Origin of the sequence: Rhizobium zaerense (assembly GCF_051810725.1) — a bacterium.
GTDB lineage: Bacteria > Pseudomonadota > Alphaproteobacteria > Rhizobiales > Rhizobiaceae > Rhizobium > Rhizobium leguminosarum_I.
The window spans coordinates 4,112,928-4,127,769 of sequence record NZ_CM132690.1; the positions used below are offsets into that span (position 1 = coordinate 4,112,928).

Below are 14,842 nucleotides of genomic sequence, written 5' to 3' on the forward strand. Positions count from 1 at the left end.
AATGATGAAGTCTCAGTCTTCGAAGGACCGTGCAGCATTCGATATCATCAATATCGTTGCTGGGCTGGCTCTTTTCCTGTCACCCTGGCTCCTTGGTTTCGCAACCGAGGCCTACGCACCGTGGAATGCCTGGATTGTCGGCGCTGCCATCGCCGTGATCGCCGCCGCCGCGCTCTTCGCATTTTACGAGGCGGAAGAATGGATCAACCTGGTGCTCGGCGTCTGGTCTGTCGTGGCGCCATGGGTCCTGGGTTTCTCGGCCGTGGCCGCTGCAATGTGGGCACATCTGATTGCCGGCATCGTGGTCGCGGTTTTGGCCGCGGGCAGCATCTGGTTCACTCACAACCACCCGCTGTCGACCACTTGAGGCAAATGCGAGCGGGCCCGGAACTCCGGGCCCGCTTCTTAGTTTGCGTTGCGGCTGGGCGGCATTGACCTCCCGTCAAATCCAAGGAGCAAACCATGTTCGATTTCCGCCAGGGATTTCACAGGATTGCCGCGTCAGTCGTGATCGCCTTTGCAGCAATCCTGCTTACGATAGCGCCGGTCACCTCGCAGACCCCGGAATCTGGCACCTCTTCGGCGTCACTTCCATCTCTGGCGCCGATGCTTGAACAAGTCACGCCGGCCGTCGTCAACATCGCGGTCGTCTCCCGCGCACCGTCGCGAGACAATCCTCTCTTCAGCGATCCCACTTTCCGCCGCTACTTCAATCTGCCGCAACAGCAACAACGACCGAGGATGAGCGCAGGATCCGGCGTCATCGTCGACGCCGCCAAAGGATATGTGCTTACCAATCATCACGTCGTCGACGAGGGCAGTGAGATTTCTGTAACGCTGAAGGATGGACGACAGCTTTCGGCCAAATTGATCGGCAGCGACAAGGACACGGACATCGCTCTGTTGCAGGTCAATGCTCCAAACCTTACCGCTATTCAGATCGGGGATTCTCATGCACTCAAAGTCGGTGACTACGTCGTAGCGATTGGCAATCCGTTCGGGCTTGGCCAGACTGTGACCTCAGGCATCGTCAGCGCATTGGGGCGAAGCGGTCTGAATATCGAAGGCTATGAGGACTTCATCCAGACAGATGCCTCGATCAACCCTGGAAACTCAGGTGGTGCCCTGGTGACGCTCGACGGCAAATTGGTCGGCATCAATACTGCAATTCTCAGCCCCGCCGGAGCCAGCGTCGGTATAGGCTTTGCCGTGCCAAGCAGCATGGCGGCGTCGGTCATGAACCAGTTGATCGCGCACGGCAAGGTGGAGCGCGGCGAGCTAGGCATCGGCATCCAGGATCTGACGCCGGAGTTGGCGGAGGCTCTCGGACTCGGTGACCTCCGCGGCGCACTGATCGCCAACGTCGAGTCGGGCTCGCCGGCTGAACAGGCCGGACTGAAGACCGGAGACGTGGTCACCGCAACTGACGGACGCCCGATCGGTGGTGCGACCGACCTCAGGAACCGCATCGGCCTCATGCCTGCCGGCAGCAAGCTAAGCCTCACGGTGAAGCGCGGCGACGAGGAGAAGGTGATCACGGCTACCATTGCGATGGACGATCGGTCATCCGCAACTCTCTCCGGCACGCCGCTCGAGGGCGCTACGATGAGGAATGCTTCTGGCGAAGAGGCGCAGCAAGCCGGAGGTTACGGCGTGGTGATCGAAAAGGTGGCTTCCGGCAGCGCGGCTGCCGGTGCCGGCCTTCAAGCAGGTGACATGATCGTCGCGCTCAATAGAGTTCCGGTCGCTTCCGTCACCGAGTTGCAGCGCAGGATCGCCGAAAAACCTGGCGTATTGGCGCTTGAACTGATCCGTGAGGGTGCGCGACTCCTTCTGGTAATCCGGTAGGAGTAGTCGGCCATGGAGATGAATAGGAAGACGCGGTTCAACATCTGGTACTGGATTATCGCTTTCCTGCTTCTTGCGGCATTTCAGTCCTTTTTCGCGACTACTCACCAGATTGCGCGGATTCCCTACAGCCAGTTCGAGACGGATCTCAAGGAGGGGAAGATCGCCGAGGTTGCCGTTTCCGACAATTTTATCCAAGGCCGGTATAAGGAGCCTCAGAATGAGCGCCCCTTTTTCGTCACGACACGCGTCGAGCCCAATCTGGCCGAGCAGCTCCGGCAATACGGAGTCGTCGTGACAGGTCAGATCGAGAGCACATTCCTGCGCGATCTGCTGTCCTGGCTCATCCCGGTGGCGCTCTTTATCGGAGTCTGGATGTTCATGATCAGGCGCATGGGCGGTGGGCTCGGCGGAGGCCTGATGCAGATCGGCAAATCGAAGGCGAAGATCTATGTCCAGACCGACACCGGCGTGACGTTCAAGGACGTGGCCGGCGTCGACGAGGCCAAGGACGAACTGAAGGAGATCGTTGATTTCCTGAAGGACCCGGCGGGTTACGGCCGCCTTGGCGGGCGTATGCCAAAGGGTGTGCTTTTAGTGGGTCCACCTGGAACCGGTAAGACGCTTTTGGCGCGCGCCGTCGCGGGCGAAGCCGGTGTGCCCTTTTTCTCGATCTCCGGGTCGGAGTTCGTGGAAATGTTTGTCGGTATCGGCGCAGCACGGGTCCGGGACCTGTTTGAGCAGGCGCGCGCCAAAGCACCCGCCATCATCTTTATCGATGAACTTGATGCCCTCGGCCGCGCTCGTGGGATTGGTTCCATGGCTGGCGGGCACGACGAGAAGGAGCAGACGCTGAACCAGCTTCTAGTGGAGCTGGATGGCTTTGATCCCTCCACTGGCCTCGTCTTGCTGGCCGCGACCAACAGACCAGAGATTCTTGATCCCGCCCTGCTGCGGGCCGGTCGTTTCGATCGGCAAGTGCTGGTGGATCGGCCGGACAAGTCGGGCCGACTCCAGATTCTCGGCGTCCACCTTCAGAAAGTGAAGCTCGCGGCGGATGTCTCACCGGAAAAGATCGCCGCGCTCACACCAGGGTTCACCGGCGCCGATCTCGCCAATCTCGTCAACGAGGCAGCCCTGCTCGCCACGCGCCGTCGGGCGGAGGCGGTAACGATGGCCGATTTCAATGACGCCGTCGAACGCATCGTCGCCGGTCTCGAAAAGCGCAATCGGCTGCTCAATCCAAGGGAGCGTGAAATCGTCGCCTATCATGAGATGGGACATGCGCTGGTCGCCATGGCGCTGCCCGGCGTCGATCCGGTGCACAAAGTATCCATCATTCCCAGAGGGGTCGGCGCCCTCGGCTATACCGTCCAGCGTCCACTCGAGGATCGCTTCCTGATGACGCGGGAGGAACTGGAGAACAAGATGGCTGTGCTGCTCGGTGGCCGCGCGGCGGAATGGATCGTCTTTGGCCATCTTTCGACCGGCGCTGCTGACGATCTCGTTAAAGTTGCCGACATTGCCCGCGCGATCGTCACACGCTACGGTATGACCGACAAGCTGGGACACGTGGCTCTGGAGAAAGACCGGCGCTCCTTACTGGAGGCTGATCGGCTGTATTACGGTCCGCAGGAACGCGACTATTCCGATGAGACTGCAGCGAGGGTCGACCAGGAGATCCGCCGGATCGTCGACCATGTCTTCGATGGAACGGTGGAGCTCCTCGGACAGCGACGAGAGATACTGGATCGGTCCGCAAGGCTTCTCCTTGAGAAGGAAACTCTCGATGAGCGTGAATTGCAGGCGTTTGTAGAGACCGTTGAACAGCCGGCACGCGGGCGCACAGCATGAATGGCGCCCCGCTTGCCGCGGCAGGATCCGGCTTGCACAGTCGCAACCGCCTCGTCTTTAGACTAAAGCAATTCCGGGAAAAGTGTGAAGCGGTTTTCCGTCCGGAATTGCGTAAAAACAGTCGGATAGAGCGGTTCAGCGCTTCGCTGAACCGTTCTACGTTGCGCATTGGGGCGACGAATGCTTCAGACCACCGCAGTGGCGAGCGTTCTTATCGGCCAAGGCTCATCGTCGGACGATGACGTGAGTTCCGGGCTGGACCAATTCGTAAAGTTCCTCGACGTCTTGGCGATACATCCGAAAGCACCCACTCGATGCGTTGGTGCCGATGGATGAAGGGTCGTTGGTGCCGTGAATGCGCAGCAGTCCATCGGCGAGATAGATGGCCCGCGTTCCGAGTGGATTGGAGGGGCCGGGCCTTACGACAGTCGGAAGCTTCGGGTTCTTCTGGCGCATGCTCGCCGTTGGCCTCCATTCAGGATGCTCCTTTTTGGATACGACCCGCGTGGAGCCGAACCATTGCTTGCCTTCACGACCCACGGCGATCGGATACGCGTACTGCTCGCCCCATGAGGTCGTGTAGTAGAGCGCATGCTGACTCGTCACTATTAAGATCGTGCCTCCCGGGCTTTGTCTTGGCAGCGGCCCGCGATCGTGCAGGTAGTCACGATGGCGAGGAACCGGTTCATAATCTGGGATCGGTGGGTAGAGGCTGTATGGATCGTCATAGACATCGCCACCATAATCGTCATACCCGTCATAAGGTCCGTAAACCTGTGCTCTCGCCGCAAAGGCCGTCAGCAAAAGCGCTGCCACAAGAACCAGTACTCTCATTTCGTCGCTATCCGCTCGTTGTACAAGCGTGATTGGGCCCAATTCTGTGGCGGCACTAAGGCCGCGGTGTCCATGTCATGCGCGACCGTTTCTCAGCCCTGACTTCGTGTGAACACGTCGCGGAAGCTGCGGGGCGCTTCGGCCTGCGCAGCTCCACGGGGGCGGCGCAACCAATCACGGTCGCTTTCGACGGATACGGCAGGAGCGCAACGCGCCCCATCGGCCGCTCTGGCCGGCGCCCATCGCCTTCGGTCCTAAATACCCGAGACATTTCGATCGCTGAACCGCCGCAGGTGCAGGGGCACATCTTCTATGTCTGCAAGCTTGCCATGCTTTTTGAGAAAGCGGCTGAAATTCGCCGCCACGACCGACGCGGGAAGCTGGCGATTGGCTGCTTTCCGGCAGGCCTCCAACATTACCTCGTAGGTAATATCGCGTTTCTCCTGTGGCCATTCGTCGAGAAAGTCAAAGACATCGTCAAGCCCAGCGATCTCCTGCACGAAGTACTTTCGTTGCGCGTAGATCGGGTGTTCAAAAGTATCGAGTGCCATCGTTTACCTCCTTTCATGGCATTGAGTGCCCTTGATTTAGGCAACGAATATCGGCTGTTCAAGATCACGGTTTGGCCGAGATCGTCACCGTCGAATGTGTCATCGATACGGTGTGGGACCGGCGCTCACAGCATCATCGAGATCACGAAAAGCCGCCCACCGAGTAGTTCCACCTCGTTGGGTATATCCGCCGGCTCAGGAACCAATTCGTTCGGTGAGAGTAAGGGGCCGGGTGGTGCGGAGGTGAGTTGGACACAGCGACCCTTCGCTGCTTCTGTGCGGCCCACTCCTTCTGTCGCAAATTAGCTGGCCCCGTCGCGCGAGGCTTCTTTTTGGAGGTTGTTTTGAACGCATCGGCGAACATGCGAAGCGAGGGAACTTCTTAAATCAGCCTCAGCTTCTTCCTGGAATCCGAAAGGAAAACTTCAGACATGGCAACACCATCTCGAGGCCGCGCTCAGGACCGCGCACGCGTCGCCAGCGGCCTGGATCACGAAGTGAAGTACGAGGCAATGAAGGAAGGCGCGTCAAAGGACGCGGTAAAGAAGACCGTCAAGGCGGTCGGCAACAGCCGCAAGAAGGTCGAAGACAGACTCGATCATAAGTGATCAGCATGATCTTCTTCACCGGCGACACCCACTTCGGCGACTCTCGCGTCCTTCGCATCGATCGGCGACCCTTCCCTGATATGGTGTCCCACGATCTTGCCCTCATCAGGAACTGGAACCTGATCGTCGGGATCGACGACGAAGTTTGGCATTTGGGCGACTTCATGTCATCGCGGGCGGGCGATTGCGACACGCTCCTCGACCTCCTGCACGGCAGGAAACATCTCATTGTCGGCAACAACGATACAGAGGCGACGACCGATGCATCGGGCTGGAGCAGCGTCCAGCATTACAAAGAGTTGGCCTTGGACGGCTACCATCTGGTGCTATGCCACTACGCGTTTAGAACCTGGAACAAGATGGGCAAGGGCTCGATCAATCTGCACGGACACTCCCACGGCAGGCTGAAGCCGGTCCCCCGTCAGTTCGATGTCGGCGTCGATGCACGTGAACTCCAGCCGGTTCGGCTTGACGCTCTGCTTTCCTCGAGCCGCCAAAAGGCTAACGCACGGCGAGCTATAGTGAACGCGACCCAGGGATCAGTCGTGAAAGAAGGCCGACGCTGAGGCTGGTCCATTTCGGCGCCGGCTACCAGAACGTACGATATCGCTCCGTTCGCATGCGCTCATTTAAATCGTCACAAAACTGCACTATCTTTTTGGTCACACAGATCTTTTGTCATCTTGAACCTGGAGAGACGTCGTCTCTCTGCGCTAGAGAATAGTGGAGCAAACGATGCTGCAATCCCTGATTTCTCTTTCCGACCAGGATGTCGAATGTGTCATCGATACGGTGCGGGACTGGTGCTCACAGCATCATTGCACCATCGATAGCCGTCGCGGCAGACTTGCGCTTACGACCGCCGTGGATCTGATTCAGACGACGGGATTTCGTGAAGCGCTGCCGCTCGAGCTCTCCAAGAGACTTGATGGACCGGTCGGCGAACCGCCCGATGCGCAGTGAAGCAGAGTTGCCGTGCGCGCCTGTCTCACGAGTTCCCGTCTCTGGTGCTGGGTGGCTGCTCTTCCAAGCTCTGCGCTGGCGCCGCTCGAGCAACTGTACGGTTTTGACCGAAACTTCTGAAGCAGATCAAGCGTAAGTGGGCACCTGTGAAGGAGGTGTGCCTTGCTGACGCTGTACTTTCATATCACGCACATGGATGGTTCGGTATTGGACACCGAGGGCCGGGAATTCCCCGACCTTTTTGTTGCAATTGAAGCAGCCAGGGAGAGGCTCCAAGAAATAGTCGCAACGGCTCTTTTGTCCAGAAAGCAAAGAATTCCGCTTGGCATCGCGATCTGCGGCAAGGAAGGCACGATCCTTCGCGAGGTTGCCGTCGATGCCGCCATCACCGAGATCGCGAGAAGCCACCAACCGAGTAGTTCCACCTTGTTGGGTATGTCCGCCGGCTCCGGAACCAATTCGTTCAGTGAGAGTAAGGGGCCGGGCCGTGCGGAGGCAAGTTTGACGCCGCGACCCTTCGCTGCTTCTGTGCGACCCACTCCTTCTGTCGAAAATTACTAGCCCCGCCTCTCGCGCGGGGCTTTCTTTTTGGCGTTGGATTAAACCCGTCGTCGCGTATGCGAAGGTGCGAGGGGACTTGTTAAATCAGCCTCGGTTTCTTCCTGGCAACCGAAAGAAAAACTTCAGACATGGCGACACCATCTCGAAGCCGCGCTCAGGACCGCGCACGTCGCCGGCGGCTAAGAGCACGAAGTGAAGTATAAGGCGACGAAAGAAGGCGTGCCAAAAGACGCGGTAAAGAAGACCGTCAAGGCGGTCGGCAACAGCCGCAAGAAGGTCGAAGACAAACTCGACCGTAAGTGAACAGCGCCGTTGGACGGTCACTGTGGCACGTCCATGCGGGACGCCCGCGGCTCGTACGTTTCCGTACCCCGTCAGCTGCATCGGACCAAAGTCTATTTTCGGTTGCCCGCAACGAAGTTAGGATGCGGTTTGACTGTTCTGCCTTTTTTGCCCATGCATTTAGACGGCGGTGCTCCCAACGTGAAGGGTTGAGATCTAAACACTCAGCGTCCAACCTATCCGCAGGAACACCGCGACAATCCCAGCGCTCACCCATCATCAGAACGACTATAATCAGTGTTCGGCCGAATGAGAGATCTGGAATGTTTTCCTCTTCAGACAAGAATCTGAGGGACGTTCGTCATGTGACCCAGCCGCTGGTTTCAGTGGTCATTCCCGCCTTCAATGCTGCCCGCTTCGTTGAACGTACACTTCGATCTGCCGGGCGCCAGACCTACCGGAACCTGGAGATCATAGTCGTCAACGACGGCTCTACCGATGATACCGCAAAGGTGGTCGAGCAAGTGGCACTGGAAGATTCCCGGATTCGCCTGCTGTCCACGGCAAATCGCGGCGTTGCCGCTGCAAGGAACACCGGCATCCAGGCATCAACAGGTCGATTTTTGGCATTCCTTGACGCGGACGATCTCTGGCACCAGACAAAAATCGAAAAGCAGGTAAATGCTCTCGAGCGCTTATCCCCACAGTGGGCCGCCGTGTATGTGCTGCATTATATCATCAATCACGACGATGAGATCATTCGCTCCTGCCGGCCGGTTGTCGCCAGAGGATATATCTACGCCCGGCATCTGACTTTCAAATATGTTGGCAACGGAAGCGCGCTTCTTGTCCGTCGAGATGTCGCGCTCGAGATTGGCGGATTTGACAGCTCCTATGCTGCAGCAGGAATTGGCGGCTGCGAAGACCTCGATTTCGAACTCAGGCTGGCAGCGCGCTATCATGTCGAGGTCATCCCCGAACGCCTGGTGGGATACAGGCAGTATCCCGGCAACATGTCGTCCAATCACCTGCAAATGGGCCAAAGCGCTCTGGAAGTTGTCAGGCGTTCGCTGGCCGCAAATGCTCCGCTTCCAAAATACGCAGCGCGAAGCGCAACCAACGCAACTCAGAAATATGCATTTTGGGAATTCCGCCAAGCCAGGAACACATATCTGTCACTTGCAACCATTTTTTCGATATCACGAAGCGAGCCATATTTCGTGGTTCGACTTGTACTCGATAAATGCCTGCGCCTGATACAACATTGTCTTCGTCTCGTGACCACAACAGCAAACGGTCAAGATCCGCCGCAAACGACTAGGCCGAAATTCGACCCGCAAATTATCCCTTCCCCTGTCGAACGGCCGGATGAGACCGCACAATTTCGACGACACCTGATGCGGCTGACGGAGGTGGATGCCAAGCTGAGCTCAATCTTTGAGCCTCTAGCGAACGGGTTCACTCCGATGGCTATAAACCACAAGCCCCGTCTCCGCAGCCGGGCGCGAAAAGCAGACATTTGAGCCGGCATCCCAGCGGTGGTTTCGTGGAGGCCAGAGGGCGGCCGTTGCAAGCCGCCCGCAACATATTTTCGGTTATTTCGCCATTGCGGCTCTAGCCGCCTCGATTTGCGCCTTGACGGCGTCGAGGTTAAAGCTCGCGCCTTTCTGCATCGGCGGGAATTCGATGGCGGTTTCCGCCAGCTTCCCGACCTCCTGCTGGACAAACACGAAGCGCCAGAATTCGAACATGAACCATTCGTTGAAATACCCTTGTGCGCCGTCCAGCGTTCCGTTTCCCGGCGTGCCCAGGCGTTCGAAGGGATCGAGGCGCAGGTTCGTGATCGACGGCGCGTCGACATGCTCCTTGGCTCCGAGCCAGCCATTCGGCTGCTCGATAAAGCGATACTTGTAGTCATCGATGCGCACCGCGCCCAGTGTGCTTTCGCCAAAATAGAAGATCTCGTGGCGCTTCGATGGGCCTTTGCCAGTGAGCAGATCTAACTGGTTGTAGCCGTCGAGATGGTTCTTATAGGTCCGGTCTCCGATCTGCTTTCCCTTCAACAGTTCGTCCGTGATGTTCGGATTTCCGGCAGCGGCGACGAATGTCGGCAGCCAGTCGAGTCCGGAGATCAGGCCATTCTCCACAGTTCCGGCAGGAATCTGGCCGGGCCAGCGAATAAACGCCGGCACGCGGAAGCCGCCCTCGTAGATCGTACCCTTCTGCCCCCGAAAGGGTGTGTTGCCGCCGTCCGGCCAGGTGAATGTCTCCGTGCCGTTGTCGGTCGTGAACAGGACGATGGTGTTGTCGTCGACGCCCAGATCCTTGAGCTTCTGCATCACCAGGCCGACGTCGTCGTCGAGTTGAGCCATGCCGGCTTCCTGGAGCGACCAGCCATTCGCCGCAGTCCGCAGCGCCTCATACTTGGGCGAGAGATGAGTGATGACGTGCATGCGCGTCGGATTGAGCCACAGGAAGAAAGGCTTGTTTTCCGCCTTGGCCTTCTCCACGAACTTCAGGGCTTGGTCGCGGATCTCGTCGTCCACCGTTTCCATCCGTTTCGGATAGAGCGTGCCGGCGTCTTCGATTCTCTGCTTGCCCACCTTCCCCCAGCGCGCGTCTACGGTCGCGTCGTCTGTTGTCATTGCCCAGCTATGGACCATGTTGCGCGGCCCGACCTTGTCCAGCAAGTCCTGCGGGTAGTTGGCATGCGCGGGATCTTCCATCGCGTCGAGGTGATAGAGATATCCGAAGAACTCGTCGAAGCCGTGAACCGTCGGCAGGAACTCGTTGAGGTCGCCAAGATGGTTCTTGCCGAACTGGCCGGTGGCATAACCCATGTCCTTGAGGGCAGTCGCCAACGTCACGGCTTCCGCCGGCAGGCCGGTCTTGGCACCTGCCTGCCCGACGGTGGTCATGCCGGTACGGATCGGAAGCTCGCCTGTGATGAAGTTCGCCCGGCCCGCCGTGCAGCTCGCCTCGGCGTAATAGTCGGAGAACAGCATGCCCTCGGCGGCGATCTTGTCGAGGTTCGGCGTACGGCCGGCCATCAAGCCGCGGTGATATGCGCCGATGTTCCACATGCCAATGTCGTCGCCCATGACGACGACGATATTGGGCTTTTGCGCTTCTTGTGCCTGCGCCGGGACAAGCGCGCCCCAGAGAACGGCCGAAGCAGCCAATGCTCCGATGCCGCAGATGATCTTGCGATACATGTGACTCCTCCGTTGTGATTTCCGGCCGAACGATGAACCATCCGAACGCACGGCAGCAAAATTCAACGAGCGCCGCAGTCGCGTATTCACTCTGAATTCAATCGAAACAACTGGAGCAATTTCAGTTCCGGACGGTCGTCAAGTGGGACCGCACCGCCCGAGCGTGAGGTCCGTTGGTTTGCGAAAGGAGGCTCACGGCGCGCAACCTACCAAACGGCGTTCCGCCGCGATATTGTACCTTGGGGCAGCCGTGGCCGTTCTGGAATTTCTTGAAAGGAAACAGACATCTCTTTCAACGCTCGCTATTCGCGTGCCGATAGCAGGAGCGTTGGCGGTAGAGCAGGTCGGCTGAATTCGTGTGATTTGACACAAGAATAGACAAGTGATCGGGGCGAAGCCGTGACTGCGGACGCGTGCCCGGCGGGCCGCCACCAATTTTCCTAGTTTCGCCTCAATTGATGTTGGCCCATCGTTGCCATTCCAAATGGCCCCGATGCTCGACATCGAACACGAGATTTACCGTGAAGGTACCATCGGCCGAGCGCCTCCCTTTACCTCGCAAGGCGGGTTCTCCCGCTGGCACTGATCGATAAATCATCAGGGAGGTTTTGACTGGAACTCAGCGACATCGCTAAAACCTCCCTGATGTCCTTTCAACAAGGATCAGGAGAATCTAAGCCGGATCGGGCCGAAGGAAAGTCGGACTTAAGTCCGGCTGGCGACGTCAGGAGACGCTGCTCATATGTCATGCGAAGTAAGGTGAAGGTCCGTGGAGGGGCGGATAGGAGGAGAATATGAAGTTCGGCCCCGATCACACCAATCACGAAGAGCGCTGCTCGCAAGGCCACAGTTCGGCGTCGACCATCGCGACGATCGAAGCGGTGCTTTCCGCCGATCCGGATATCGACAGCAGTGCGATCGAGATCAGGATGCTCGGTCCTGTCGTCCTGCTCGAAGGCTATATAAGCAACGCCGCAGACCGCGAGAAAGCCATCTCGCTTGCTGCGATGATCGTCGGCGAAGAGAACGTCCAGGACCGGATGCTGAGCCGTTTTCCCCCGCAGTAGACAACCGAATCCTGCCGATAGGACGAAGGTCTGAGCAAACCCCGGCATGAAGTCCCACGTCAGGAACACTTCCTCCATCTTTCGGTTTGGCTGCGCAGCGGAACCAACCGCATCCAAGGAGGAAAACAGATGAATACCAAACTAGTAGGAATCGCCGCCGGCATCCTGTTGGCATCGACGTCAGCCTTTGCGCAGTCGTCGACGGTCACGGGCGCAGCAGGCGGCGCTGCAGCGGGTGCAGCCGTTGGTGGCCCGGTCGGTGCTGCTGTCGGCGGCATCGCCGGCGGCGTGGCAGGCAGCGCCATCGAACCGCCGCCGCAGAAGGTGGTGACCTATGTTCAGCAGGCTCCCGCCCCGACCAAGCGCGTCGTGGTCAAGGAGAAGGTCGTCGTCGGACAACCTCTGCCGGAGACCGTGGTCGTCACGCCAGTTCCCGATGACCCCAAATATGCATACGCGATCGTCAATGATGAGCGTGTGATCGTCGAACCTTCCTCCCGGAAGGTCATCCAGGTCATTCAGTGACCTTCGGGCGGCTTCGGCCGCCCTTACGATAATTAGGGCATGCATGCAAACGCATGAGAATGCGGGATGGAATCGCGTGCCCGAAACCTCGGAGATTGATCATGAAAAGCAAGCATCTCACCATGCTCCTGGCGGCGCTGTCACTCAGTGTCTCTCCACTTGCTACATTGCCCGCCGCAGCCCAACAGAACACAAAGAGCGGCGGCCAGGCCCAATCCGGTTCACAGACCGGTACGGATGCCGGTTCGCAGTCCGGCTCCAAGACCACCGGCACCGACTGCACCCCCGACGCGTCGGGAGCCTGCCCACAAGGCAAGGACCAGTCATCGCAGCAGAAATCCGGCCAGGGCTCGGACATGAAAAAGAGCGCCGGGCAGCCTTCGAACGATAATTCTTCGACGAGCGGAACTGCCTCCACCAAGTCTTCGACAGAAGCCAAACCCGGATCGCAAGACGCCGGCGGCGCCACCACGACCGAACAGAAGCCCGCCGCCAAGTCCGGCAGCACCGATACAAGCGGCTCAGCCACCTCAGGCACGAACAGCAGCACGCAAAATGCCAAGCCTGCGGAGGGCTCCGGCAACGCCGCCACCACGAAGCAGCCGACCGACCAGAACTCTTCGACGACGAACAAGAGCTCTTCCGAAACCAACGTCAACAACAACACCACGACGAACAATCAGACGTCCAAGACCAACGTCAACATTTCCGTCGAACAGCAGACTGAAATTCGAACAGCGGTGAAGGAGGTCCATGTTGCGCCGGTGAAGGAAGTGAATTTCACGGTCTCCGTCGGAACGAAGATCCCGAAGAAGGTTCGTCTCGAACCACTGCCGCCCCGCATCGTGAAGATCGTTCCGCAGTATGAAGACTACCGCTTCTTCATCCTTGCGGATGGCCGGATCATCATCGTCGATCCCGATACTCTCGAGATTGTCTACATCATCGAGGCCTAGATCCGTTCAGCTTTTCATCGAACCGCAGAACCGCTCAACCTCTCTCTCGCCGCAACTCCGGACGGAAAACCGCTTCGCACTTTTCCTGGAATTGCTTTAGTAGACATGTCCCGGCGGCGCCTTGCGCGCCGCCGGAATCCCCGGGGGGAGCAATCAGGCGGCGGATGGGCGTGCCGCCCGTCTCCGCCTGCAATTCATGGATATGATCGACGCACATCAGAAGATGCGCCGGCGACAGAGTTACAGTCGCGACCGGCTTAGAGTATTTCCGTTATTCTTCGAATCGCGAAAATACTCTATCTCTTTGTTTTCACGCAATTCCCGACGCAAAAAAAGCTATGCACTTTTGCTGGATTGCTCTAGCCGCGACGCCATCGCCCGTGCAATTTCCGCAGGGGCTTCGTCAGGAATGGCGAAGACGGAGCTGACGTTGATCTCGCAGAGAACGTAGGTGTCGTTGCCTGCAGCGTCTGGTGGCCCGTAAAGGAAATCGGCGTCCCAGATGATTGGCAACGACGCTGCTTCGATCCCAAGCGTCGACATCATTTCCGGCGTCCACTCGCTTTCCATCCTTGTCCTCAAGGTCTGGAACGGTTCTGCGGATGCTGGATGCATCATGCGTGGGCCGGGCTGAAGTGGTTCCCCACCAGGTCCTGACGGTGGCGTCACCAGCGCCTTGACCAACTGTTGTCCGAAGCCGACGACCCTGCTTCCAGACATGTAGCAGCGGATCATGCCCTCGGGCAGACGGGACTGAAACGGCTGATCGATGATGCAGCCGCCCTCGGTGAAGTAGGTGTCGCAGCGGGAAATGAAGTCTGAAAGATCGATGGTTTCAGGGACACTGCTTGATTTCGCTTCCAGCACACTGATCAAGGTCCCACCGCCGCGTGGGGCTCCGGTGAATTCGACCTTCCAGATACCTTGTCCGCCGTTGCCGCGGTTTTGCTTCAACACGCGCGGTCCGGCGGCCAGGAAGGTTGGAACGAACGCCTGGCGGAAGTCCGCGCCGGTGCGATAGAGACGTGTGTCGACGCCCCAGCCGATATGCCTGGTCTCGTAGAGCACTTCCTTGACCCCCATCTTGAGGATCACGTCCGGATGCGCACTTACAAATCGGCCGGCTTTCGCCACCTGCCGCAGAAGCGGATCGAGGATCTCTCTCGTCTTCCCATCATCGAGCGGGTTCACCCAGACAAGCACGGCGTCGACGGCAAGGAGCTGTTCGAGGACCTCGTCGGCGAACTCTTCGTCGAAGACGGCCGGCTCCGGCGCAAAGCCGACTGCCGCGAGTTCTTCGAAGATCCGGTGGAAGCGGTTGTTCTGCGGCGTCGCCGCGCACCGGGCATCCCGGTCGCCGCGCCAGATGATGGCAATCCTTGGGGGCGAGTTCGTCATGGATGCACCTCCAACGACAGGCGATAGGCGAAGGCGCCTTGACCGAGTTTGCGTCCCTGCTGACAGCAGACGTCGATCAGCCTCTGGGCGCCTGATGTACCGACGATCAGATTCAGCTTGTCAGGTGTGATTTCAAGAAATGACGGCATGGCGCGTCCTCCGTTGATGCGGGTTCAAGGA

General features: G+C 58.6%; 16 protein-coding genes and 1 pseudogene. 12 read left to right on the forward strand and 5 right to left on the reverse strand.

All coding sequences use genetic code 11. From position 1 onward, the window contains the following. Window position 1: 1 nt before the first annotated feature. From ACS4RR_RS20285 to ftsH, 3 genes are all read left to right on the forward strand, one after another. A complete protein-coding gene (locus ACS4RR_RS20285; protein ID WP_131714474.1) occupies window positions 2–367 on the forward strand; it encodes an SPW repeat protein in 366 nt (121 codons plus the stop codon). Window positions 368–462: 95 nt separating this feature from the next. Next, window positions 463–1,848: a Do family serine endopeptidase gene (locus ACS4RR_RS20290; RefSeq protein WP_456189237.1), complete on the forward strand. Its 1,386-nt coding sequence runs from the start codon at window positions 463–465 to the stop codon at window positions 1,846–1,848. A gap of 12 nt (window positions 1,849–1,860) precedes the next feature. Then, window positions 1,861–3,702 carry an ATP-dependent zinc metalloprotease FtsH gene (ftsH, locus tag ACS4RR_RS20295; RefSeq protein ID WP_017963301.1) on the forward strand — a complete coding sequence of 614 codons (1,842 nt, stop codon included), beginning with the start codon at window positions 1,861–1,863 and terminating at the stop codon, window positions 3,700–3,702. A 225-nt stretch (window positions 3,703–3,927) separates the two neighbouring features. On the opposite strand, the gene ACS4RR_RS20300 is transcribed toward ftsH, so the two are convergent. Together ACS4RR_RS20300 and ACS4RR_RS20305 are read right to left on the reverse strand one after the other, a co-directional pair. After that, window positions 3,928–4,536, reverse strand: coding sequence for a L,D-transpeptidase (locus ACS4RR_RS20300; RefSeq protein ID WP_170281623.1), 609 nt, complete (start codon window positions 4,534–4,536; stop codon window positions 3,928–3,930). Between the two features lie 254 nt (window positions 4,537–4,790). After that, window positions 4,791–5,087: a DUF982 domain-containing protein gene (locus tag ACS4RR_RS20305; protein ID WP_017963299.1), complete on the reverse strand. Its 297-nt coding sequence runs from the start codon at window positions 5,085–5,087 to the stop codon at window positions 4,791–4,793. Window positions 5,088–5,518: 431 nt separating this feature from the next. Between ACS4RR_RS20305 and ACS4RR_RS20310 the strand changes: the two genes are divergently transcribed. The 6 genes and pseudogenes from ACS4RR_RS20310 to ACS4RR_RS20335 all read left to right on the forward strand — a co-directional run bounded on the left by ACS4RR_RS20310 (window position 5,519) and on the right by ACS4RR_RS20335 (window position 9,024). Then, on the forward strand, window positions 5,519–5,695 hold the full coding sequence (locus ACS4RR_RS20310; RefSeq protein ID WP_456189238.1) for a DUF3606 domain-containing protein: 177 nt from the start codon (window positions 5,519–5,521) through the stop codon (window positions 5,693–5,695). Window positions 5,696–5,700: 5 nt separating this feature from the next. Then, window positions 5,701–6,261, forward strand: a complete 561-nt coding sequence (locus ACS4RR_RS20315) for a hydrolase (protein WP_170257819.1) — start codon at window positions 5,701–5,703, stop codon at window positions 6,259–6,261. Window positions 6,262–6,430: 169 nt separating this feature from the next. Continuing rightward, window positions 6,431–6,658 (forward strand): hypothetical protein, encoded by a 228-nt coding sequence (locus ACS4RR_RS20320; RefSeq protein ID WP_170257820.1) that lies wholly within the window; start codon window positions 6,431–6,433, stop codon window positions 6,656–6,658. Window positions 6,659–6,820: 162 nt separating this feature from the next. Continuing rightward, window positions 6,821–7,219 (forward strand): DUF6894 family protein, encoded by a 399-nt coding sequence (locus ACS4RR_RS20325; protein ID WP_017963295.1) that lies wholly within the window; start codon window positions 6,821–6,823, stop codon window positions 7,217–7,219. A 128-nt stretch (window positions 7,220–7,347) separates the two neighbouring features. After that, window positions 7,348–7,522 (forward strand): annotated as a pseudogene (locus ACS4RR_RS20330) (DUF3606 domain-containing protein). A 302-nt stretch (window positions 7,523–7,824) separates the two neighbouring features. Further along, window positions 7,825–9,024 (forward strand): glycosyltransferase family 2 protein, encoded by a 1,200-nt coding sequence (locus tag ACS4RR_RS20335; protein ID WP_170257821.1) that lies wholly within the window; start codon window positions 7,825–7,827, stop codon window positions 9,022–9,024. Between the two features lie 72 nt (window positions 9,025–9,096). On the opposite strand, the gene ACS4RR_RS20340 is transcribed toward ACS4RR_RS20335, so the two are convergent. Further along, a complete protein-coding gene (locus tag ACS4RR_RS20340; protein ID WP_260298235.1) occupies window positions 9,097–10,716 on the reverse strand; it encodes an arylsulfatase in 1,620 nt (539 codons plus the stop codon). A 794-nt stretch (window positions 10,717–11,510) separates the two neighbouring features. Between ACS4RR_RS20340 and ACS4RR_RS20345 the strand changes: the two genes are divergently transcribed. The 3 genes from ACS4RR_RS20345 to ACS4RR_RS20355 all read left to right on the forward strand — a co-directional run bounded on the left by ACS4RR_RS20345 (window position 11,511) and on the right by ACS4RR_RS20355 (window position 13,264). Continuing rightward, window positions 11,511–11,783, forward strand: coding sequence for a BON domain-containing protein (locus tag ACS4RR_RS20345; RefSeq protein ID WP_170278662.1), 273 nt, complete (start codon window positions 11,511–11,513; stop codon window positions 11,781–11,783). Window positions 11,784–11,912: 129 nt separating this feature from the next. After that, window positions 11,913–12,308 carry a DUF1236 domain-containing protein gene (locus ACS4RR_RS20350; RefSeq protein WP_017963291.1) on the forward strand — a complete coding sequence of 132 codons (396 nt, stop codon included), beginning with the start codon at window positions 11,913–11,915 and terminating at the stop codon, window positions 12,306–12,308. Between the two features lie 101 nt (window positions 12,309–12,409). Next, window positions 12,410–13,264 (forward strand): DUF1236 domain-containing protein, encoded by an 855-nt coding sequence (locus tag ACS4RR_RS20355; protein WP_260110358.1) that lies wholly within the window; start codon window positions 12,410–12,412, stop codon window positions 13,262–13,264. 336 nt (window positions 13,265–13,600) lie between these two features. On the opposite strand, the gene ACS4RR_RS20360 is transcribed toward ACS4RR_RS20355, so the two are convergent. Together ACS4RR_RS20360 and ACS4RR_RS20365 are read right to left on the reverse strand one after the other, a co-directional pair. Further along, the gene (locus ACS4RR_RS20360) at window positions 13,601–14,662 is read right to left on the reverse strand and encodes a Cj0069 family protein (protein ID WP_260110357.1); all 1,062 of its coding nucleotides are present in this window, start codon (window positions 14,660–14,662) and stop codon (window positions 13,601–13,603) included. Continuing rightward, window positions 14,659–14,811, reverse strand: a complete 153-nt coding sequence (locus ACS4RR_RS20365) for a hypothetical protein (RefSeq protein WP_260110356.1) — start codon at window positions 14,809–14,811, stop codon at window positions 14,659–14,661. The genes ACS4RR_RS20360 and ACS4RR_RS20365 overlap by 4 nt, the downstream gene beginning before the upstream one ends. Window positions 14,812–14,842 lie beyond the last annotated feature (31 nt).